At 56.9% G+C, this 20,869-nt stretch carries 14 protein-coding genes and 1 pseudogene; 6 read left to right on the top strand and 9 right to left on the bottom strand.

The genetic code is table 11. From position 1 onward, the window contains the following. Positions 1–258 precede the first annotated feature (258 nt). Together C7401_RS00795 and C7401_RS00790 are read right to left on the bottom strand one after the other, a co-directional pair. Entirely contained in the window at positions 259–3,078 is a 2,820-nt protein-coding gene (locus C7401_RS00795) for an ATP-binding protein (RefSeq protein WP_112169308.1), read from the bottom strand. Positions 3,079–3,737: 659 nt separating this feature from the next. Beyond that, entirely contained in the window at positions 3,738–4,652 is a 915-nt protein-coding gene (locus C7401_RS00790; RefSeq protein WP_258396783.1) for a LysR family transcriptional regulator, read from the bottom strand. Between the two features lie 228 nt (positions 4,653–4,880). On the opposite strand from C7401_RS00790, the gene C7401_RS00785 reads away from it, so the two are divergent. Beyond that, entirely contained in the window at positions 4,881–5,510 is a 630-nt protein-coding gene (locus tag C7401_RS00785; RefSeq protein ID WP_112169306.1) for a cysteine hydrolase family protein, read from the top strand. A 94-nt stretch (positions 5,511–5,604) separates the two neighbouring features. On the opposite strand, the pseudogene C7401_RS00780 reads toward C7401_RS00785, so the two are convergent. Beyond that, positions 5,605–6,371, bottom strand: a pseudogene (locus C7401_RS00780) (SDR family oxidoreductase). 65 nt (positions 6,372–6,436) lie between these two features. Continuing rightward, positions 6,437–7,318 (bottom strand): NmrA family NAD(P)-binding protein, encoded by an 882-nt coding sequence (locus C7401_RS00775; protein ID WP_112169304.1) that lies wholly within the window; start codon positions 7,316–7,318, stop codon positions 6,437–6,439. A 717-nt stretch (positions 7,319–8,035) separates the two neighbouring features. On the opposite strand from C7401_RS00775, the gene C7401_RS00765 reads away from it, so the two are divergent. The 3 genes from C7401_RS00765 (at position 8,036) to C7401_RS00755 (ending at position 9,715) form a co-directional block, all read left to right on the top strand. Continuing rightward, on the top strand, positions 8,036–8,422 hold the full coding sequence (locus C7401_RS00765) for a hypothetical protein (RefSeq protein WP_112169771.1): 387 nt from the start codon (positions 8,036–8,038) through the stop codon (positions 8,420–8,422). A gap of 75 nt (positions 8,423–8,497) precedes the next feature. Then, a complete protein-coding gene (locus C7401_RS00760; protein ID WP_112169300.1) occupies positions 8,498–9,208 on the top strand; it encodes an SDR family oxidoreductase in 711 nt (236 codons plus the stop codon). Between the two features lie 51 nt (positions 9,209–9,259). Beyond that, positions 9,260–9,715: a MarR family winged helix-turn-helix transcriptional regulator gene (locus C7401_RS00755; protein ID WP_112169298.1), complete on the top strand. Its 456-nt coding sequence runs from the start codon at positions 9,260–9,262 to the stop codon at positions 9,713–9,715. A 206-nt stretch (positions 9,716–9,921) separates the two neighbouring features. Here the strand turns inward: C7401_RS00755 and C7401_RS00750 are convergent, their stop codons facing one another. The 4 genes from C7401_RS00750 to C7401_RS00735 all read right to left on the bottom strand — a co-directional run bounded on the left by C7401_RS00750 (position 9,922) and on the right by C7401_RS00735 (position 16,742). Beyond that, on the bottom strand, positions 9,922–10,563 hold the full coding sequence (locus tag C7401_RS00750; protein ID WP_112169770.1) for an HD domain-containing protein: 642 nt from the start codon (positions 10,561–10,563) through the stop codon (positions 9,922–9,924). Positions 10,564–10,843: 280 nt separating this feature from the next. Then, positions 10,844–12,316, bottom strand: a complete 1,473-nt coding sequence (locus C7401_RS00745; RefSeq protein ID WP_112169296.1) for an efflux transporter outer membrane subunit — start codon at positions 12,314–12,316, stop codon at positions 10,844–10,846. Further along, positions 12,313–15,492 carry an efflux RND transporter permease subunit gene (locus C7401_RS00740; protein ID WP_112169294.1) on the bottom strand — a complete coding sequence of 1,060 codons (3,180 nt, stop codon included), beginning with the start codon at positions 15,490–15,492 and terminating at the stop codon, positions 12,313–12,315. Before C7401_RS00740 ends, C7401_RS00745 begins: the two co-directional genes overlap by 4 nt. 14 nt (positions 15,493–15,506) lie before the next feature. Continuing rightward, on the bottom strand, positions 15,507–16,742 hold the full coding sequence (locus C7401_RS00735; RefSeq protein ID WP_112169292.1) for an efflux RND transporter periplasmic adaptor subunit: 1,236 nt from the start codon (positions 16,740–16,742) through the stop codon (positions 15,507–15,509). Between the two features lie 275 nt (positions 16,743–17,017). Between C7401_RS00735 and C7401_RS00730 the strand changes: the two genes are divergently transcribed. Next, positions 17,018–17,626 carry a TetR/AcrR family transcriptional regulator gene (locus C7401_RS00730; RefSeq protein WP_112169290.1) on the top strand — a complete coding sequence of 203 codons (609 nt, stop codon included), beginning with the start codon at positions 17,018–17,020 and terminating at the stop codon, positions 17,624–17,626. Between the two features lie 112 nt (positions 17,627–17,738). Here C7401_RS00730 and C7401_RS00725 read toward each other — a convergent pair whose 3' ends face one another. Beyond that, the gene (locus C7401_RS00725) at positions 17,739–19,439 is read right to left on the bottom strand and encodes an ATP-binding protein (protein WP_112169288.1); all 1,701 of its coding nucleotides are present in this window, start codon (positions 19,437–19,439) and stop codon (positions 17,739–17,741) included. 417 nt (positions 19,440–19,856) lie between these two features. Here C7401_RS00725 and C7401_RS00720 point away from each other — a divergent pair, with 417 nt between their 5' ends. Further along, positions 19,857–20,840 carry an alpha/beta fold hydrolase gene (locus C7401_RS00720; RefSeq protein WP_258396782.1) on the top strand — a complete coding sequence of 328 codons (984 nt, stop codon included), beginning with the start codon at positions 19,857–19,859 and terminating at the stop codon, positions 20,838–20,840. Positions 20,841–20,869: the final 29 nt, after the last annotated feature.

Raw genomic sequence — 20,869 nt, 5'->3', positions numbered from 1 at the left:
TGGCGCTGACGTGCGCTGCAATGACACATAGATTGAGCGCATTGCGGAAGACCGACGCGCTGGCTTGCGGCGTTTGGGTTCGCTGGCGGCCAGGCGTGTGACGGCATTGGCACCGTCTACGTGAACAAGGCGCTCATTAAGTGCCGGAGCACCCAAGACGTCGCCGACTTACCCGCAGCGGAGTGACGAACGGCGGCAAGCCAGCGCGCACCCGGCGCTCGCGACGCCATAGTAGGCTGGTGGGGGGCTCAGATACGGCTAATCCTGGCACTGACCGTCTTCCCGGTCGGCCGTGACTTCGCTAAGAACAGCGTGAGCGGCGAGCACGTCCTTTGTTGACGCACCTTGTGTGATTCGGGAGAGTGTCGCCGCGAGAACATCCTCAGCTTCGTGGCGGTCGCCTCTGTGCGAAATAAGTCTTGCCAGGCTGGTAGCCGCACGCAACTCCCACGAAAGCGTGCCTTGTTGCTTCGAAAGCGAAATCGCAGCCCGAAACAATGACTCGACATCTTCCAAGGGCCGGCTCCCGTCCTGAAGGTGTTGTTCACCTAGCGCGCGCCATATCTCGGGTGTTGCCCAACCTGCTTTGGCGGAGGTTGCCCGTTCGATAGCCGATGGCGTTATTAGTTGTTGATTGACGGTGGCGAGTGTTTCATGTGCGCTTGGCGCTAAATGCTCAAACGACCGCCACCATCCTTTACCTTCCGGTCGCGTGGATTTCTGCCGCCCGAACGCATAGCATTTTGCCTGGTCGCGCCAGTTAGTCAGGAGATACTCGTTCGATAGCGTGTCGAGCAATGATAAATACTTCTCCAGATCGTCATAGTCGCCGCGCCAGCAGGCAACAGGACACGCTCCTGACGCCAGCGAACAACAAACCGACAAGTCATGGTCGAGCGTTAGTGCTTCCTTGACGCTTTCTGCGGCGACACTAACAGCGTCATCTGCCAGTCCGACTAGCCAGAGTATGCGAGATTGAAGAGACGTGAGCGCGATACGCGCATCGTATTGAGTCGGGTCTTGTACTTTTCCCTTGGCGGTCCTCGGCCCATAGATCGATAAGGCCAGTTCCGCATGCTGCATTCCGCTTTCCACCTTGCCAAGTTGCGTGTTCACCAAGGCCTGCATCCGGTGATACATTGGCACGTCAGAAGCGCGCGAACGAGAGAGCTCATAGAGCTGCTCACAAAATCCGTCGGCTTCGCTATATTCACCGGCCATTGTCATCATCACAATGGTCCCATACAGAACCTGAACCTGGCGAGATTCATGGTGATGACGCGTAGCGAGTTCCAGCGCAGCGTGAAACGCGCGTGTGGAAATTCCGCGTTTGAGCGATTGCGTCAGGAAATCTGCTTGAGCCAGTGCGAGTTGGAGTCGAAACGCTGACTCGGGTTCGCCGTCAGCGCCGCTTTCAATGCACCGAAGCGCTTTTATGACCCGTTGGCGATACTCATCGCACAGCGAAAGCTGATAAAAGAGCGGGCCACTTGCCCAGGTTAGTGATACGCCGAATTTTCTGTCTGTCGTGCTCGCTAGCGACCAGTCGAGAGCGGCACGTACATCGTCCAGGATGCCAGCGTCACCAACGAGCTCGTCGAGCGCCGGTTCCGTCGAAGACCAAATCGCAGGTTCGGTGAAGAGGGATAGAAAATATTTAGCATGCTGTCGCGTTGCATCCTCGTATTCGCGGCAGTCCTTAAGTTTTTCCAGACCGTACGCTCTCGTACTATCCAGCATCCGGAACGAGGGAGGGGTAGTCGCGCGAATTGACGTCAATAATGACTTATCAACCAGATTCGCTATAGACGAGACTACTTCTGCGGAGAATGCTGAACTATCATTTAAAACGGCGCTAATCTGCGCAAGCGAAAAATCTCCCTTGAAGAGTGCCGCATGTCGCAATACCTTGCGCTCGTGTTCCGACAGCGTATCGTAGCTCCAGTCGATAGTCGACCGTAAGGTCCTGTGGCGGGGCAGAGCAGTTCTGTGACCACGCGTCAGTACGTCTAGCCGGTTATCCAACGCCTTCAATAGACCCTCCGCACCAAAAACATGGACTTGCGCTGCTGCGAGTTCAATTGCAAGTGGTAGGCCGTCGAGAGAAGCGCAAAGCTTGCAGATGGTCTCAATGTTCTCAGTGAGCACCGAAAACGTGTCAGGATGCAGCGAGGTAGCGCGCTCGCAGAACAATCTCACACCGGAATGTGTCAGAGCTTCTTCGGCGGTAACCCCTGCGGCGTGCTCGGGCGCGTCGAGCGGCTGGATTCGGTAGACATATTCATTCGGAACTCGCAAAGGTTCGCGACTCGTCGTGAGAATTGTGACGCGCTCACACGATTGGCGGAGGGTGAGTGCCAAACGAGCAGCCGCGTCGATGACATGTTCGCAACAGTCAAGTAGCAAGAGTTGATCTGACTCTGCAAGATATTCAGTGATGACATCAACGGGAGAACGGTTGTCAACCAGCAGCCCGAGGACAGATGCGACTGTGCTGGCTACATGGTCATCGTGACCGACCGATGAAAGCTCAACGATGCTGGTGTTAACCGAGTTTGCCTCGCCGAAGGCACGCGCAGCCACTAGCGCGGCAGCAGACTTCCCGATGCCGCCGGGTCCGACGATAGAGACGAATCCGTTCCTGGACAACAGGCGGCAAATATCGTCGATCGCGCTCCGTCGGCCGACTAGATTGCTAATATCGTGACTTGGCGCGCCCGGGGCCGTTGACGCGGTTCTGCTATTCGGAAATGCGTGCGTCACGGGTCCAACGAAGCAATATCCGCGCCCCGTGATACTGCGAATGCCATGTGAGGTGGCCGAATCCTGTGATAAAAGTTTGCGCAGCGCCGTAATCTGCACGCGTAAATTGACGTCCCCGACAACCGCTCGAGGCCAAACTTTCTCTCGAAACTCCTTCTGGGAAACAACCTCACCAGGTCGGTGCACGAGTAAAGACAATATATCGAATGCGCGACTGCCGACTTCTACGACTTCTTCCCCGCGTTCCAAACGACGCTTATCCGGGTAGAGGCGGAAACTGCCAAAGGAAATACATGTGCACGACACCGCTTCCATCAGTTACTCTCAGGTAATGAGTCAGTTTGCCCAAAATGTGGGAGATTGGACTGCGGGCGTCTTTATTTCTTCCACTGGCACGAGTTCTGCCCCGAAAAAGTGCATGAATCTTGGCTATAGCGAACGTCTGGGAAGTGAACTGTGTAATTCCCTATTTGGCAGCAGTTTAATACGTCCGGGCAACCGGTGGATCATATGCAATTCGGATGTTGGTTAAATGAAAGTTTGGACGGCGAAGGTCTGCTAGCATTCACGAGCAGTTCGGCCAGCATCCCTTCTAACGTGGCTTTGCGAAAAATCCAGCAATGCTGTCGTACCGCTCGTCTCGTTCGGCCCGATTCTAGCCAGGTAATCGCGGATATCTGATGAGGCTTGCTCGTTCGCGAGGACGAGATTTGTCTGCCGACGCTACACAAGTTTGCTATCGAGGGTGACGGCTGTAATTTTCTCGGAAGCATCACGGGTGAGTTCGGCCTACCTTGGATGGTCCCCAAGCGTTACCTCGGGTAATCGTGCTGCGGGTCGCCGACAAGTACCTCAGCACCCAGTTGCCGGAGCGCCTCTGCACGCGCATCTTCTGTGTGTACAAGTGCATCTGCGGGCGCCGCAGGTTCGCGATGTCATAAAGCTGGACAAAAGCGACACCTGGCTTCTCCTCACTATGCGATGTGGCTGTCTGCGCCCAGGAGCTTTGCATGGGAGGCTTGAAAGATCGCGCTGAGCCACGCCGAAACGATTTTGAAACGCGCGACTGAACCGGCGTCCTTGTGACTCAAAAGCCATAGCTCGCGTGTCGTCTCGGTCGACTCACTCAGCTTCACCAAACCGGCGTGAGAGCCCAGCACACACGGCAAAAGAGCCAGACCGTTTTCGGCGAGGCAGGCACGAACCATCGTGCCAAGCGTGCTGACCCGAAGGTTTTTACGAATGTTTGGAGCGAACTGGTCCATCCAGTGGGTCTCGGGTGTGCCCGATAGTGATTCGCTGTAGCTTATCCAAGGCTGATTCGCCCATTCCTTGCGTGGCAATGCTGCGAAGCGCGAGGCGCCATACACGGCAAATCCGACCTCTCCAAGCTTGCGCATGACGAGTGCGGCATCGGCGGTTGGGCGTGACAGACGAAGCGCGAAATCGACTTCTCGCCGTGTGAAAGAAAGGTTGGCGCTCGACACGACCAGTTCAATCTGTAGGCTCGGATATCTCTTTTGCAACGCCGGAAGGTGGTCGAGCAGCCAATAGTCGAAGAGAAATTCGACGGCGGTGATTCTCACCGACCCGGCGATATCTGTCGATCGGTCTGCGCACGTCAGCATCATTGTGACGATTTGGTCGTAAATCGACTCGGCTTGAGCGACGAATACCTTTCCAGCATCTGTCAATTCGTATTGGAGATTGTTTCGAGTAAAAAGTCGAACGTCAAGCGATTTTTCGGCGGCGCTGACGCGACGGCTAACGGTGGAAACATCGATTCCGAGTTCGCGCGCCGTTGCGCTCATGTTGCCAGTCGCCGATAGCGACAAGAGCAAAAATATATCGTTAAGATTGAAGGCGTTCGTCACCGAAAAGGTTTTCACTGTGCCTCTTTTCTGCAAACTGGCTTTGCAGGAATGCGTATTCGTATGACTGCCGAAGCGTTATAGAGTGTGAGAACGATGAGCGCGTATGTGGCATGGCCGCTATGAGAGCGTTGCTTAACGCGAACTACCGTAATTGGCCGTATGGAAGCAACGTAATCGTTTGCCATCAACGCGCATCCCTACACGGCGGCTCTCTAAACTATTTCGCAAAAAGAAGGTATCGAAATGACTTCCCAATCTCCGCGCCGCGCCCTTGTCGTCATCGACGTCCAAAACGAATACATCAACGGAAAGTTTCGTATCGAATATCCTCCCGTGGATATTTCGTTGCCGAATATCGAACGAGTCATGGACGCCGCAACGAAGCACAACATTCCGGTCGTGGTAGTGCAGCACGTCCTTCCCCATGATGCACCGATCTTTGCGGAAGGCTCGGACGGCGCAAAGCTGTATCCGGCAGTTGCCGAAAGACGCCATAGCTACCTTGTGACAAAAACCTTACCCAGCGTATTCACGAAGACCGGCTTTGGTCAATGGCTCGAAGAGAATGACATCGATACATTGACGGTCGTCGGGTATATGACGCACAACTGTAACGATTCGACGATCAGGGAAGCAATGCATCGTGGCTACCATGTGGAAACATTGCATGACGCGACAGGCTCACTTCCCTACAAGAACAATGCTGGCTCTGCGACGGCTGCTGAGATTCATCGCGTCACCTTGGTCGTAATGGAGTCAGCCTATGCGGCCGTGATGTCCACCGATGACTGGCTTACCGGCCTGGAGCGAGGAGGTCGCTTCTCGTCCGACAACATCTACGCGTCAAATCAACGCGCTATCGGCCACATGTAACGGTTGCCGAGCAGGTTACGGTTTTCCCCGGTCAGGTGCCGGGGAAAACGAGAATCACGGGAACATAAGGTCCGTCTCAGCGCGTGCCTATCCCTTACGGCGTCGGAAGCGGCAGGGGATTGTCGATAATGAACTGATTGAACTGCTCAACGACGCCGTGTTCGTTCGGTCCAGCTGCGTTTCGGAACGATTGCGCCGCTTCAACGACCACCTCATTAGTCGCGGTCTCAAGAAGCGTTAAGGTTTCTTCGACGAATGGCCTCACCTGCATTGCCCGCGGGTCGCCACTTTTTGCACAAGCTCTGTGTCCACCCACGGAGGAGCCAGTTCCAGCACTTGCACCGACGTATCGCAAAGTGCGAACCGTTGCGACATCGTGTACGAGTGAATCGCCGCCTTCGTCGCGGAATAGAGCGCGAACATCACCATCGGGATAAAGGCGACGGTCGAGCTTGTGTTGATAATCACCGCGTCGGGTTGCTTCTTCAGATGCTCGACGAACGCGGCACTGACCCGAACAGGGCCGAGGATGTTTGTATTGACGAGGTGCACCGCCTGCGAGTCGTCAAGAGGCCCAGTCACGTCGTCGAAGGGCATAATGCCAGCGTTGTTGAATACGACATTCAAGGCGGGGTATTCTGCAATAAGCTCCTTCGCCACTTTTGCAATCTGGACCGGACTCGTGACGTCAAGCTGTACTGCATCCATGCCAGGATTGGCTTTGACCACCTCGTCGAGCAGCTCCTTGCGCCGGCCGCTTATGATGACTTTGTTGCCTTTTTGGTGAAGCGCTTCTGCGATACCGCGCCCAATGCCGGACGCGCCACCTGTAATGAAAACAGTGTTTCCAGTGAGCCTCATTCTGAACTCCATCTAACGTGTATTCGATGTTCGGTCGTTGCGCCATCCCTTGACAAGGGGGCGTGTCAAGCATCAAAAGCATGGCGATGCGTTGTAACGAATTCGTCAATAGTTTGCGGAGGTTGGCCAGTCATTCGAGCGATGACGTCGTTTGTCCCAGCGAAGACGCCGTTCTGGTAGTCGATGGCAACTTCCTCAAAATGTTGAATCATGAACGCATCGAGGTTGTACGTCTTGAGAAGCTCGCGATATTCCGCTAGCGTGGAAGGCGCGTAGACGACGTTGCGCCCGGTGACTCTTGAGACAATGTCCGCAATCTGGTGATGATTTAGTTCCACGGGGCCGTAGAGCGGATACACCTTGCCCACATGTTCGGCAGGGTCTTCAAGAAGTTTGGCTATGACACGGGCCTGGTCTTCAGACGCGATAGGAGCATGTCTTCCATTCCCGTAGGGGAGCGTAATCTTTCCTTCGTTGACGATAGGGTTCCTTACCCACGGAAAGGTCAGCCAGTCAGAAAAGAACGTCGGCCGGATGTGGACCGACGGGACGCCCGACCAATCGAGCACGCGCTCAGCAATCCAGTGGTCGCGAGCAGCATGGCTCCTGGCGTCCTCGCGCGCGGAGATTTGAGACATGTTGACGACGACTTTGAGATTCGCGCGGCGTGATGCGTCGGCAAAGTAGGCGGTTGCCTGAATGAAGCCTGGGCTCACGGGATAGCAAAGATATGCCCCTGTCATTCCTTGCGTCGCGCGGATTGCATCGTCATGGTTGAGAAGGTCGCCGACCATCACTTCAGCGCCAGCTTTGCGCAGCGCTTCGGCGCGTTCGTCACTGCGCCGAACGAAAGCACGAACCGTGTGACCGGCGCGCAGCAGGTAGTTGACGGTGAAGACCCCGGTCTTTCCCGCCGCGGCGGTCACCAGGTACTTGCCTTTTTCCATGAGTTCATACTCCAGTCGGTGAGGGCGTCAATTAGCAAGGATGGCGAGCCAGTGCTCAAACTGGCGGTCATCTCCGCGCAGTGCGTATTCTCTTGAACAGCGACGGTACTTCCAGATGACGGCACTGCATTTGTCCTCACAGCTCAGCCAGGTGGCGATTCACCGTTTGCAGGACCGCGTCGGATCTCTTCGAGCCCGAGAGAATCCTCGTTAGCGTTATCGCCCCGACTATTGCGGACAAGGCGAACATCGCGTCCGAAGTGTCATCTTTTGCCTGGTCGCTTCCGACCTGCTTCCAGATTACTTCAGATATGGACGCGAACCCTGAAAACGGCTGAGCGAAACTGAAATTACGAGAAAACCTGCAAAAAAAGCAGCCAGATAGGACTACCATAGGTGGCGTCAATACTGTGATGCCGCGAAGTTGCAGTGGCTTACGGGCAGGCGTAAGCCGGTAGGCGCGTCACGCAAACAGCCGCCCAGAGGGCAGAGGCGTAAGCGGCACGTCGTCTCGATCGGCACGTGGGCAGAGCTGTTACATATCTTTCCTCGCATTCGTTCAATGGCTGTCGAAATCAAATAAGTCAGTTCGTTCCGGTAGCATTGACGAGTGTGCAATTGCACATTGCATTCCGCTCGTGGGCTGAGGGCGATACGAAGTGTGTCGCGTTTCAAGCACCCGACACCGTTCTAATGCGTATTGATAGGGGCACAACCATGTCAGCTAACAACAGTGGTCGTCATCCGTTCCTCGACGACCTTACCGAGGACGCAGTCCTCTCGAGCACTTTGTTGCGCCAGCCAGTATCAGGGCGTGAGCGTATCAAGAATGTCATTGCGGCCGTCGGTGCGCTGTATCAAACCCAGACGCCGAGGTTCCTGGGGGCAATTGAGAATCGAACTTTACTGCAATACGACGCGGTTTTGGTCGATGGAATTTCTATCCGAGGCGTTGCGGTAATCGAACGTGATGACGATGGCAACGTGCCGCGTGTCAGCGTGACGTTCGAACCACTCGACGCAGCCATGCATCTGTCTAAAAAACTGGGAACGCTCTTGCGGGAAGATATTGGGGATGGTTTTTTTCTTTCCGAGCAGAAGTAGGCGCGCACCAGAGGATTCGCAGGACTAATTGAGTCGTTGGGCATGGACTTCGTCTAACCAGTTTGGGAGCCAACTATGAGTATCAAAGGGGCAGTTGTGTTTGTGACCGGAGCCAGCCGTGGACTTGGTCTTGCGTTTGCGCGGGAGGCTGTGGCTCGAGGGGCTGCCAAGGTTTACGCGGGCGTGCGTAATCCGGATAACTTTAGTGAACCTGACATTACGCCGGTTAAACTTGACGTAACGGATTCTCGTTCGGTTGCCGAGGCAGCGAGGATTGCGGCCGACACCACCGTGTTGGTCAACAACGCTGGAATTGCCGAAGTCACGAGCGCCTTGTTCGATGAAGACGTTGCTGAGCAGGCTCGTCGGGTTTTCGAGACAAACTACTATGGCGTAATGCGAGTAACCAGCGCATTCCAATCGTCGCTGCCCAAAGACGGTACTGGCGCCATCATCAACGTGCTGTCAGATGCTACGTGGCGAGTGGTTCCATTTCTCGCTCCGTATTCAGCGTCGAAAGCCGCGGCCTGGAGCTATACAAATAACATCCGTGCAGTCCTGGCGGAGAAGCGCATTCAGGTGCTGGGGCTTCACGTTGGTGTGATGGATACGGACCTCACAAGAGGCTTCGATGTGCCGAAAAGTGACCCTGCGGATGTGGCCAGGCAAACGTACGATGCGCTGGAGGCCGGCGAAAGTGAGGTTCTGGCTGACGAGTCAACACGCGCTTTGAAGCATACGCTGTCCGCGAAGAATTCGGCTTATATCGACCCAACAGTCGCATAAGCTCCGCTGGCATTCTGCTACCATTACGTGCCTCAATTGGATGAACACGTGATGAAGAAGGTGGGAAAAACGTCAACATCAGTGGACCTCGACAGTCCCGATGTCTGTTACGCGCTAGCCGGCCGGCGGAGTGCCCGCTTCGTGACCCGTATTTACGAAAGCTATCTCGAACCCGCTGATATTACTTCCTCGGAGTTCTCGATTTTGTCTCTGCTCCAATTTGCGCCTGGAATCACTGTCGCGGAGTTGGCGCGAAAGATGGAGATGGAGCGCACGACACTCGTACGTGCGCTGAAGCCGATGCGCGAGGCGAGCTATGTGTGCGATGGAGAGGAGAAACTAGGCCGTGCGGTGACGCTGATGGCGTCGAAGGCGGGTTTGAGAAAGCTTGCCCAGGCGAAGCCGTATTGGGAAGCGGCCCAAAAGGCATTCGAGGACAGGGTGGGGAAAGCCGAAGCTGCCCTTTTCCGGGAAATGGCGTTGGCAGCGGTTTCCCATCGCGACTGACATACAGCAGGGGCATAGCAGTTTTACCCTGATCGCCCCCTGGTTTGTGCAATGCAGGCGAGCCTTCGAATCAAAAGGAGCGTGCCACGAGCCACATAGGGCAGACTCGACGACGACTCAGAACACGCAGCATAGCGTGGCGTCTGGTCGGTGGCTTGCCTCGGACGCCATGCTTCCAGTCCCCAACCTGCTATCGAACAATATCTTCAGCTGTCAAAAGGCGCATTGTCGATAAGGTCGCAAACATTCGGGCAGTCGAAGCCGTGAATATGCCGACGACCGATATCGGCAAGCCCAGTCCCAACTGCGGTGTAAGGTTTTTTGCGAACAACCTCCGCTAGCGCCTGCGTAAATGCCGCCTTCATGCCCTCGCGGGGATATATCGAGAGAACATCGTCGACGAAGGCCGGGGTAATCTCCTGAAAATTCAAGCCAAGAACGTCGACATGAGCGCCGAGAAAGACGAGCGCAACTTCCGCCTGTTTGCGCTCGGCAATGCCGGCACTGGAGTGCAAAGCGATTCCGTCCCAAACCAGCTGGGCCTTCGCGTCGGCGTAACCGTTCGCGAGGAGAAATCTGCTGGCAGCATCGGCGCCGTCAACCTCGAAGCGTTGGTCAGCACTGAATTCCTCGGTCAACCCCAAGTCGTGAAGCAAGGTTGCCAGATAGACAAGTTCGCGGTCGTACTTGAGCCCACGCTTCGTACCGAGAAATTCCGCGAACCACCATGTGCGATGCACGTGATTCAGAATGGGCTTTGAATGAACTCGTTCGACGAGTGAGGCCGCGCTGCGCGTCAATGCCGAGTCCGGTGCAACTATTCCTCCGATGGTGACAGGTGCGGTCAATTTATTCTCCATATGATGAAGTTGTACGGTTTCAGGGCAGGCAATTGTCAGCACAAGCGCATGCGGACATCTGAAGCGGTTCGTTAAGCGGACGTCTCTGGCCAGGACGGCTATCCCGTAACCCTAATGGGTTTTGGCAGAGACGTCCTGTTGCGCACCTGCATGAAACCTGAAAAAAACCAAAGTGACTTGCGGAGTACCTCCAGCGCTTGGCTATCAGATATACGCGAGGCAATCTGAGCGCAGGTCGGCAAAGCGACATGCGCCCCTGGCGGCTTCTCTATCGGCTCGCCGTCAGGTTATGGGCGTCTGGTTCCCAACCACCGCCCAATGCCCGGTAGACCCCCACAGCGGCGCGCGCCGCGCCTGCGCGATTGGAGTCAAGCTCGTCTTTTGCCGAGAGCAATTGGCTGTCGGCGTCGAGGACGTCTGTGAGCGTAATTGACCCTGCGCGATACGCCTGCTCAGACAAGTCACGAGATTTCGTCAGCGCTTCAATCTGGTCCTGGATTTCGGCCAAACGCACCTGAGTCTGAGAGAGGGTAATCAGTGCATTCTCAACGTCCTCCGCAGCATGCAGCACGGACTGGCGATAGACCGCCAGTGCTTCAGCATTGGCTCCCTTGGTCTGCTTCACTTCCGCATCGACTTTGCCGAAGTCGAACAGTCGCCAGCGCAAGGCACCGCCGCCCACTGCCTGGAAGGCCGCGGCGCTGAACATATGATTCGTGCCCAGGCTATCAAGACCGAGCGCGCCGGACAGCGAGATTTTCGGATAGTAGTCCGATATCGCCGCGCCAATGTGTTCGTTAGAAGCAGCGAGCCTGCGTTCCGCCGCGATGACGTCAGGCCGACGACGAAGCATGTCGGTAGGCGAGTTATCGCCGGGAATGGGTGGCACGGAGGGAACGTCCTGCGGTGTCCCGAGCTCGCTCGCATAGGTGCCCGGCTGTACCCCCATCAGGACGTCGAGGCGATTCAACTGCTTTTCAAGCCCGATGCGCAACGGGGGAACGGTGGTAATAGCCTGCTTGAGCAATGCGTCCGCTTGTGCGACCTCTCTTCCCGTTGCAGAACCGGCGTTGTACCGATCGCGGACGAGTTGCAGCAAACGCTTGTCCGTTTCAATCTGGTCTTGGGCCACGCCGATTCGAGTTTGATAGCCGCGGATTTGAAGGTACGCGTCGGCGGCGTCCGCAGCGACGGTGATGCGGGTGCCTGCCTGGTCGGCTTCTGCCGCTTGCGCTTCCTCTCGCGCTGCGGTGGCCTCACGCCGCAGCCCTCCGAACAGGTCGATCTCCCAGCTGGCGGCCGGCCCCAAGGTGTACTCGTGGCTAGTACGGGAGTAGCCTGGAAAGTTGGACGCGAGCTTACCTAACGGGCTTTGCGCACTTTGGTGTTCGGCTGTTGCTGTCCCTTCGAAATCAACCGTGGGCAGCAGGTCAGCACCGGCGCCAGCAGCAGCGGCACGCGCTTGTTGTACCCTGGCGAGAGACGCCGCCAAATCGAGGTTCTGGGCGAGCGCGCGCTGCACGACTTCAACGAGCATTGGGTCGTCGAAGCCGTTCCACCACTGGTCGAGCGACGGCGCTGGCTTGCTTTGCGATCTGGACGCTGCGTCGATATTGTGAAAAGCGGCAAGCTCTGGTTTCGGCGCAACGTAGTCGGGGCCGACTGCACAACCCGTTATCGCCAACCCAAGCAATGCACTTGCGATGTACGTTCTCGCCGTCGAGAATGTGATGCGCCTCATTTTGCGCTCCCGCTGGAAAGCTCCCGGCTGAAAGTCCTTTTCGCCCCGCGACCGTTGAAATTGCGAATGAACGTATAGATTGCCGGCGTGAAAAGCAGCCCGAAAACAGTCACGCCCATCATGCCGAACAGAACCGCTGTTCCCAACGATTGACGCATCTCCGCGCCGGCGCCCGTCGCGACGGCCAGCGGCGCGACTCCGAGAATGAACGCGAAAGACGTCATCAGAATGGGGCGCAGGCGAGTCTTCGCGGCACTGACCGCTGCATCTTCCGGTTCGTCACCGTGGTGTTCGCGTTGACGCGCAAACTCGACAATCAGAATGGCGTTCTTCACCGCGAGCCCGACCAATACGACGAAGCCGATTTGAGCGAGGATATCGATTGGCATGCCTCGTACATGAAGCCCCGTCGACGACGCCAACAGGCACATCGGAACGATGAGCACGATGGCGAGCGGCATCTTCCAACTCTCATACTGGGCCGCGAGCACAAGAAAAACACAGAGTGCAGCCGCCGCGAATATCGCCAACGTCGGCGTATGTGGCAGTTGCTGCTGGTGCGCGAGGTCAGTCCATTCGAACGCAATGCCCGGAGGAAGAACTTGCCGGGCGAGTTCCTCCATGCGCTTGAGGGCAACGCCCGAAGCGACGCCCGGTGCTGCGATACCCTGTACTTCTGCCGCAGGATAGAGGTTGTAACGAGGCACACGATAAGGCGTCGTCTTCTCGCGCAGCGTAGCAACGGTGCCTACGGGTACCATCTCGCCAGAGGCGTTGCGAACCTTGAGGCGCAAGATATCTTCGGGCGATTGACGGAACGCTGAGTCGCCTTGCGCGAAGACCTGGAAAGTCCGCCCCAAATAATTGAAGTCGTTCACGTATTGCGAACCCATATAGAGCTGCAACGTGGAGAAGACGTCCGTTGGCGCGAGACCAACCTTCTCGGCTTTCACGCGGTCGATGTCAGCGTAGAGGGAGGGAGAACCGACGTTGAACAAGGTGAACGCGCCTGCAAAAGCCGGGTCGTTGTTGGCCGCATCGACAAGCGCCTTCGCTGCCTGGACCAAAGCTTCCGGACCGACCCCGCCGCGATCTTCCAGCATCAGCTTGAATCCGCCTGGGCTCCCGAGGCCCTGGACCGGCGGCGGCTGAACGACGAGAACGAAAGCGTCGTTGACGACTTTCAGACGCTCGCGCAGACGTTTAATCATCTCTGCTGCGTTGACGCCGGGGATGTGATGACCATAGAGCGACGGCAGACCGAGGTATACCGTTCCGGTATTGGGCGCGTTGGTTCCCGTGGTGACGTCGAACCCGCTAAGCGGCGACGTGTGCTCAATTCCGGGTGTTGAGAGGATGATGTCGTTGACTTCCTTAACGGCCTTGTCGGTGCGCTCGAGGCTGGAACCAGGCGGCAACTGAACGAGCGCCGCGAGGGTACCCTGGTCCTGTTCCGGTATGAACCCCGTGCTCATTCTGGAAAACTGGAAGCCCGTGAGCGCAATCAGCACGGCATACACGACGAGCACGACGGACGTGGCCCGTACAAAGCGTCCCGTCATCCTTCCGTAGTTCGATGACAGCCACTCAAACGCCGTATTGAACTTGGCGAAGCCACCCTGCACGACGCGTTTGATTCCTCGTGATTCAGTGTGTCCGACATGTCCTGTGTGCGGTCTCAGCAGAATTGCGCACAGGGCGGGGCTCAATGTAAGCGACACGAAGCACGAAATGATGGTCGACGCGGCGATTGTCGTGGCGAACTGCTTGAAGAACAGCCCCGAGATTCCGTTGATGAACGCTGCGGGCACGAAGACAGCGCACAGCGTAAGCGCGATAGCAATCAAGGCTTCCGACACTTCATCCATCGTCCGATGGGCAGCCTCAAGCGGAGACATTCCCAGTCGCATATTTCGCTCGACATTTTCCACCACGACAATCGCGTCATCGACCACGATGCCGACGGCAAGGACGAGGCCGAACAAGGAAAGGTTGTTGATTGAAATGCCGCACGCGGCAAGAATCGTGAACGTACCCATCAAGGAAACCGGAATGGCCACCACCGGAATGATGGTCGCGCGCCAGCTCTGAAGGAATACGAAAACGACACCGACCACGAGGACAATTGCGATGAAAATCGTCTTGATTACCTCATCAATCGACTGGCTCACGAACGTCGTCGGGTCATAGACAATTTTGTAATCCAGGCCCGCTGGAAAGCTCTTTCTGAGTTCCTTCATCTTGTCGAGCACCTCGTGTTCGACGGTGACGACGTTGGACCCCGGAATGGCATAGACCCAGGAAGAGGCAGAAGGGCTTTTGTCTGCGTACGCCAGCGTTCCATAATCGGTCGAACCCAATTCAGCACGACCGATGTCACGGATACGCGTCACGTGCCCTTCATTGTCTGATTTGACGATGATGTCTTCGAACTGCTGAGGAGTAGTGAGTCGACCAAGCGCTTCGATGCTGATCTGGTACGCACCGCTGCCATGCACGGTCGGGTCGTTGACCGTGCCTGCTGAGACCTGGGCATTTTGCGCGCGCAACGCCGCGAGGATTTGCGCAGCGCTGATGTCATGGACCGCAGCTTTGTCTGGGTCAATCCAGATGCGCATGGCAAATTGACGTTCTCCCGTCGTCGTGATGTCCGAAACTCCAGGGAGGCGCGCAATCTCATCCTTCACATGGAGAATCATGTAGTTGGATATGTATTGCGCGTCGCGCGACCCGTCAGGCGAATACGGATGGATGCCAAGTAACACGGCGGGGATAGTCTTCTTGACGGAGACCCCTTGCCGTTGCACTTCCTCTGGCAGTCGCGACAGCGTGTCCTGTACGCGATTCTCCGTGAGCATTTGCGCGACGTTCATGTCGGTGCCGATCTTGAACGTCACCGTCACGCTCAGTGCGCCGTTGCTGGTCGACTGACTACTGATGTAGTCCATGTTTTCCACGCCGTTAATAGCCTGCTCAAGTGGCGTGGCAACCGTGCGGGCAATCGTGTCCGCCGAAGCACCGGGGTAGGCGGTTGTCACCTGTACTGTCGGCGGCACGATGTTCGGATATTGGGCGACCGGGAGGAAGGTGAGCGTTACCAACCCAAAGAGCGTGATGAAAATGCTGAGTACGGCCGCGAACCGGGGATGGTCGATGAAAAAGTGAGCGAGTTTCATGATTGGCGCCGTCCTCAGCCTTGGTCCGCGATGGCAATCGTGCCCGCATGGGGCGTCACTTTGGACCCCGGGCGAGCCGCCGCCAGTCCATCGATGATCACCTTGTCGGTCGGTGCGAGGCCCGAGCGAATGACGCGCAAGCCATCACGGAGGTCGCCGAGCTGAACCGGCTTGGGTGTCACCACATTGTCGGATCCCACGGTCAAGACAATGTGTTCGGACTGGTCTTGCAGCACAGCGGCGTCCGGCACGAGCAAGGCTGCGTGCGGGGTGGAAATGGCGAGGCGTGCACGCGCGAAGCCGCCGGGCGTGAGGAGCAGGTCGCTGTTCGACACAATCGCGCGGGCGTGAATCGTTCCGCTTGAGCGGTCGAGCGCGTTGTCGACGAAGTTGAGCGTGCCTTGCCGTGTGTATTTCACTTCATCGCTCAGCGAGATATCGACGCTGTCCGCAGCGTTGTTGCGCTGTTTCGCCCGTTCCCGCATGAAGGCCATGTAGTCGCCTTCACTCATGTCGAAATCGAGGTACATCGGGTCGAGGGAGACTAACGTTGCGAGCAACGTCGTCGGGCTGCTGCCAGCACGGCTCCCAGCGACGAGGTTTCCGACCGAGACCTGGTGGTTACCAATTCGTCCGGTGAACGGGGCAGTAATTCGGCAATGGTCCAAGTCGAACTTCGCGTCTCGAACTTGTGCAGTCGCATTGTCTACCCCAGCGGCAGCGGCCTGCCTTTCGGCATTTCGCTGTTCGACGTTCTCCGCGGTTCCCGCGTCGGTGCTCTTAAGCGTTTGCGCGCGAGCTAACTCCCGCGTTGCCAACTCGAGCCGCGCTTTGGCGCTGTCGAGTTGAGCCGTTGCTTCGCTCAGTTTGATCTGGTAAGGGACCGGGTCAATTTCAAAAAGCAGGTCGCCCTTATGAACGATTGCGCCGTCCGCGAAGTGAATGCCGGTCAACGTGCCTCCAACCTGCGCACGAAGTTCGACACGCTCGATGGCCGAGAACTGTCCGAGAAAACCGAGGCGCGTCTCGACGTCACGTTGCAGGGGCGCGCTCACCAAAACGGAGGGCCCGGACGGTGCAGCGACTTTCTCCTGGATGGGTTGTTCGCTCGCGTGCATCACTGTCGCCCCGACCGCGAGGAAGGCAAAAAAGGCTGCGGCTGCACCGAATCGGATTCGGGTTCGTCGTCTCGTCGAGCGATTCGGAGCGGTGGTGGAATCAGGCTCTGACTGGTCAGCGTTCTCGTTCATCGTATTCCTCAATCAAGCTGCGGGACGGTTGCACCGCTGGATGAGAGACACAGCGCTGCGTTCGACGCGTCGACACAATCTGTCAGCTGCCCCGGCCGAGCTGGCGCTCGAGCAGATTTAGCTGATGAGTTGACACTATCTGGCTGTAAAGATAATTGTCATCATCTAAAAAGTCAAGTTTAGATAATACTCATCATCTATTTTGCTATGATGTAGATAGTGAGCCGCCGGGCCGGAAGGGTGGCGGCGATGCGAAATAAGGGAGGGAAGGGCAAATGAAGCGGTCGAAGGCAGATACAGCGGCAACGCGGGCACGCGTAGTCGAGGTGGCGGCGCAGACGTTTGCACGAAACGGAATCCGTGCAACCGGTGTGGCGGAAATAATGGCGGCGGCGGGACTGACTCACGGCGCGTTTTATCGCCACTTCGAATCGAAGGAACAACTCGTAGCCGAGGCGTGTGCGCTTACTCTGGAGTCGCTTGTGGGCTCGGCTGAGTCTGTTGCCGGTCAGGAACAGGGACGCTTTTTGTCTCACCTCGAGAGCTTTCTTTCGTCCGAATGCAATGAGGGTGGTTTGGCCGGTTGCCCGTTTGTAGCAATGGGCAGTGAACTTGCGCGCGCGGACGCCGAAACACGTCGTGCCGCAACCGTGGGATTTGTTAATCTCGTTGACCTCATCGCGACGCGTTACTCGCATCTGGATGCAAAATCTGCACGAATCGCCTCGATTTACACGCTTACCACCATGATTGGTGCGGTCACGATGTCACGGATAGTGGACGATCCGGAACTGTCGAATCAAATCGTAGAGATAGCGAAAACGCATCTTGCCAGCGTCCAGGACGGACCTGCGAAGAACGGTTCTCGTCGACGCGCAGCCTGAGGGCAGGCCTGAAGCTCGGCGAAATGAAGTCGATGTTGGATGCTGTGTTAAGCGGGGTTGCAAGACACAGCCGTCAGGCTACTCAGCCACGAGGCACGCTGCGGCCATCGGGCTACGAGCCACCTGCCTTGCGGGACAGGCAGATGCCCCGGGCCGCGCTTAGTTTCGACGCCAGGCCGGCTTGGCCGCCCGTTTGCATCTCTACCGCTCCCCGTGTTCGTTCGATCAGCTCGATGCACTCATCGAACATCGAAGCACGCATTAGAACGCCTACGCTCGCAATGACCAGATCGACGGCAAGATTTGCGTCGGCGCAAGAACCCAGTTCCCGCGCTACCGCGGCTTTCAAATCGTTGAGAATAGCAACGGCCTCATTCTTTGAACTAACCGGTAGTAGGGTAGCCGTGTCGGACGGTGGCTCAGTGAGCGTGGCGAGCACATACCGTGCATGCGCCCGAGCGTATGTGCAAAAGTCGTCGCGCTCGCGAAACCTCATTTGCGCATAAGCACGCGTCGTTTCGAGAAGCCTGAAGTTTTTGCCGGTAGTGCTGGTGCTGGTGCAAATCAGGGAGCGTTTTTCCAAGTCCACTATTCCGGTCAATACGTCTTGCGCGGTGATGCTGTCGTCCGTGGCAATGTACTGCGCTCCAGCGAGAGTGAAATGTCCGGCGAAAAGACTCACGCGTTCAAGGATACTTCGCTGTTTCGCGTCGAGCAGTGCGTAGCTCCAGTCCAGCGTAGCCAGCAGCGTTTGGTGACGCGGTACCGCAGTGCGCGCTCCACGCGTAAGCAGCGTGAACCTGTCGTCGAGTTGTGCAGCGACGCCCGCAAGGCCGAGGGCCGGAATGCATGCCGATGCCAGTTCAAGTGCTAGAGGAATGCCGTCCAGGCGGCGGCATAGTTCGACAGCGGCGGAAATCTCGGCGTCCTGGATTCCTGACGGAATAAGATGCTCAAGCATCTGGAAAGCAGAAAAAGTTCGCGCGTCGGCCAGATTGTGGTGCGTCGGGATCTCCAGCGGCTCAACCTTGAACATGGACTCACCGCTAATGCGAAGGGCTTCCCGGCTGGTCGCAATGATGGTGAGGTGGGGGGCGTTATTCAGAAAGCGTTCAATCGCATTCGCGACACTGTCGACAAGATGTTCACAGTTGTCGAGGATGAGAAGCTGAGGGCCGGAGCTGAAGTCATCCTCAATGCCGTCGAATAGCGCTGCCGTTGCTACGACTATCGAGCCTAATTCCGAATAGAGGACGCCGCCGGTGAACCTTGGAGTCAAGACCCGAGCGGCCTCGAAAGCAAGCCTCGTTTTCCCCACGCCACCTGGACCTGTCAAGGTTACGAGGCGGTGATTGCCGACTAGCTCGGTAAGGGCGGACAACTCACACTCTCGGCCAACAAGCGGGGACGACGCAAGAGTGGCTGAGTGCCGGGCAGCAGGCGCCGTACGAAGCGACGAAGGTCGGTCCAGCCCGAGAAAGTCTGGCTCTAGCGGCGTAATTTCTGCGACGAATTGATAACCACGTCCTTCAATCGTTGTGATTGCATCCCTATCGTCACCCAGCGCTCTACGGATAATCGAAATCCGCGCTTCCACGGTGTTTTCCTCGATGACTCGGCCTGCCCACACCTTCGAACGCAACGAGTCCCGGCTCACAGGCGTTCCCCGCGCTCCGATCAGCGCGAGCAACAGGTCGAAGGCTCGTCCGCCAATCTCAACACGCATTCCGGCGTGTGTCAGCTCGCGACGTGAAAGCACTACGACAGTCTGGCCGAAGGAGAACACCTCGGGAAGGTCAGATGGTCCGGTCATAGTGTGTTTTTTTTCGGCTCGTGCGTGAAAGGAGGCTGCGCTTTGGCTCGAGAACGATTGCCAATAGGGTGTCTTCCGTCGTTGTCTCGCGTGCTATCAACCGTTCTTGCATCGTAGCTCACAGCGGGGGAAATTTGCCTGATTTAATACCGTTGTCGCCTGAATTTCATAGCACCGGCTCACATTCGTTATCCCACTACTGCATTAACGAGCAGAGCAAGCTATCGAGACGCATGGGGTAGGTTTCGCACCCATCTCTGGTGATTTCAGGTCAGGTCAGGGCGGGCGAAGGACAGCGACGACGAGACTCAGTATCGTCAAGCATTTGAGAGCAGTTCACCCGGTCGCTCGCGTAGCACCTATTCAATGGGCGTCTATCAGTAGCTCGCACTCATCCTCTCGAAGCAACAACAGGTGATGAAAATGGAAAACTCTGCTGCGGATACCCGGACTTCCAGTTCTTTGCGTCGGCGTGGATTTCTGAAAACAATTGGGACAGCCGTCGCCGCCAGTGTGCTGCCTGTGTCAGCCGTAAGAGCAGCCGATACTCTCGCACCCTCGTACCCGGGAGGCGCCTGGAAGAGTATCAAGACGAAAGACGGTACAACAATCTTCTACAAAGACTGGGGCACGGGTCAACCAATAGTCTTTCATCACGGATGGCCACTCTCGGCTGACGACTGGGATGCGCAAATGCTGTTTTTTCTCGCCCAGGGATACCGGGTAATTGCTCATGACCGGCGAGGGCACGGGCGCTCCACCCAAACGTTGCGTGGCAACGAGATGGATACGTACGCGGCCGACGTCGCCGAGTTGACTACTGCACTGAATCTGCGAAATGCGATTCACGTCGGGCATTCGACGGGCGGTGGGGAAGTTACGCGTTACGTTGCCCAGCACGGTAAAGGGAGAGTCGCCAAGGCTGTGCTTATCGGGGCCGTGCCTCCCATCATGGTGAAAAGTGAGTCGAACCCGAACGGAACGCCAATCGAGGTCTTCGATTCCTTCAGGCAGGCGCTTCTGACCAATCGCCCCCAACTGTATCGAGACGTACCTTCCGGTCCCTTCTACGGATTCAATCGCACTGGCGCAAAGGTCTCTCAGGGTCTAATCGACAACTGGTTCAGACAGGGAATGATGGGGGGCGCGAAGGCACAATACGACTGCATCAAGGCGTTCTCGGAGACCGACTTTACTGCCGACCTCAAGAGCATTGAGGTTCCGACACTGGTGATGCACGGTGACGATGACCAGGTCGTGCCAATCGCCGATTCCGCGTTGCTCTCGGCGAAGCTGCTTCCGCACGCGACGCTAAAGGTATATCAAGGTCTGCCGCATGGGATGGCATCTACCCATCCCGACCGAATCAACGCGGACTTGCTCCAATTCATCAAAAGCTGACGGCAAATCCATCACCGCCTTCCCGAAGC

Origin of the sequence: Paraburkholderia unamae, assembly GCF_003268775.1 — a bacterium.
Lineage (GTDB): Bacteria > Pseudomonadota > Gammaproteobacteria > Burkholderiales > Burkholderiaceae > Paraburkholderia > Paraburkholderia unamae.
Note: the sequence above shows the minus strand (reverse complement) of the source record. Positions and strands in the feature narration are given on the sequence as shown.

Excerpts from the sequence above, each read along its gene's own strand:
- C7401_RS00760 (WP_112169300.1), top strand. The coding sequence starts at position 8,498 with ATGAGTATCAAAGGGGCAGTTGTGTTTGTGACCGGAGCCAGCCGTGGA.
- C7401_RS00730 (WP_112169290.1), top strand. The coding sequence starts at position 17,018 with ATGAAGCGGTCGAAGGCAGATACAGCGGCAACGCGGGCACGCGTAGTC.
- C7401_RS00765 (WP_112169771.1), top strand. The coding sequence starts at position 8,036 with ATGTCAGCTAACAACAGTGGTCGTCATCCGTTCCTCGACGACCTTACC.
- C7401_RS00785 (WP_112169306.1), top strand. The coding sequence starts at position 4,881 with ATGACTTCCCAATCTCCGCGCCGCGCCCTTGTCGTCATCGACGTCCAA.
- C7401_RS00740 (WP_112169294.1), bottom strand. The coding sequence starts at position 15,492 with ATGAAACTCGCTCACTTTTTCATCGACCATCCCCGGTTCGCGGCCGTA.
- C7401_RS00720 (WP_258396782.1), top strand. The coding sequence starts at position 19,857 with ATGAAAATGGAAAACTCTGCTGCGGATACCCGGACTTCCAGTTCTTTG.
- C7401_RS00735 (WP_112169292.1), bottom strand. The coding sequence starts at position 16,742 with ATGAACGAGAACGCTGACCAGTCAGAGCCTGATTCCACCACCGCTCCG.
- C7401_RS00795 (WP_112169308.1), bottom strand. The coding sequence starts at position 3,078 with ATGGAAGCGGTGTCGTGCACATGTATTTCCTTTGGCAGTTTCCGCCTC.
- C7401_RS00745 (WP_112169296.1), bottom strand. The coding sequence starts at position 12,316 with ATGAGGCGCATCACATTCTCGACGGCGAGAACGTACATCGCAAGTGCA.
- C7401_RS00755 (WP_112169298.1), top strand. The coding sequence starts at position 9,260 with ATGAAGAAGGTGGGAAAAACGTCAACATCAGTGGACCTCGACAGTCCC.
- C7401_RS00725 (WP_112169288.1), bottom strand. The coding sequence starts at position 19,439 with ATGACCGGACCATCTGACCTTCCCGAGGTGTTCTCCTTCGGCCAGACT.
- C7401_RS00775 (WP_112169304.1), bottom strand. The coding sequence starts at position 7,318 with ATGGAAAAAGGCAAGTACCTGGTGACCGCCGCGGCGGGAAAGACCGGG.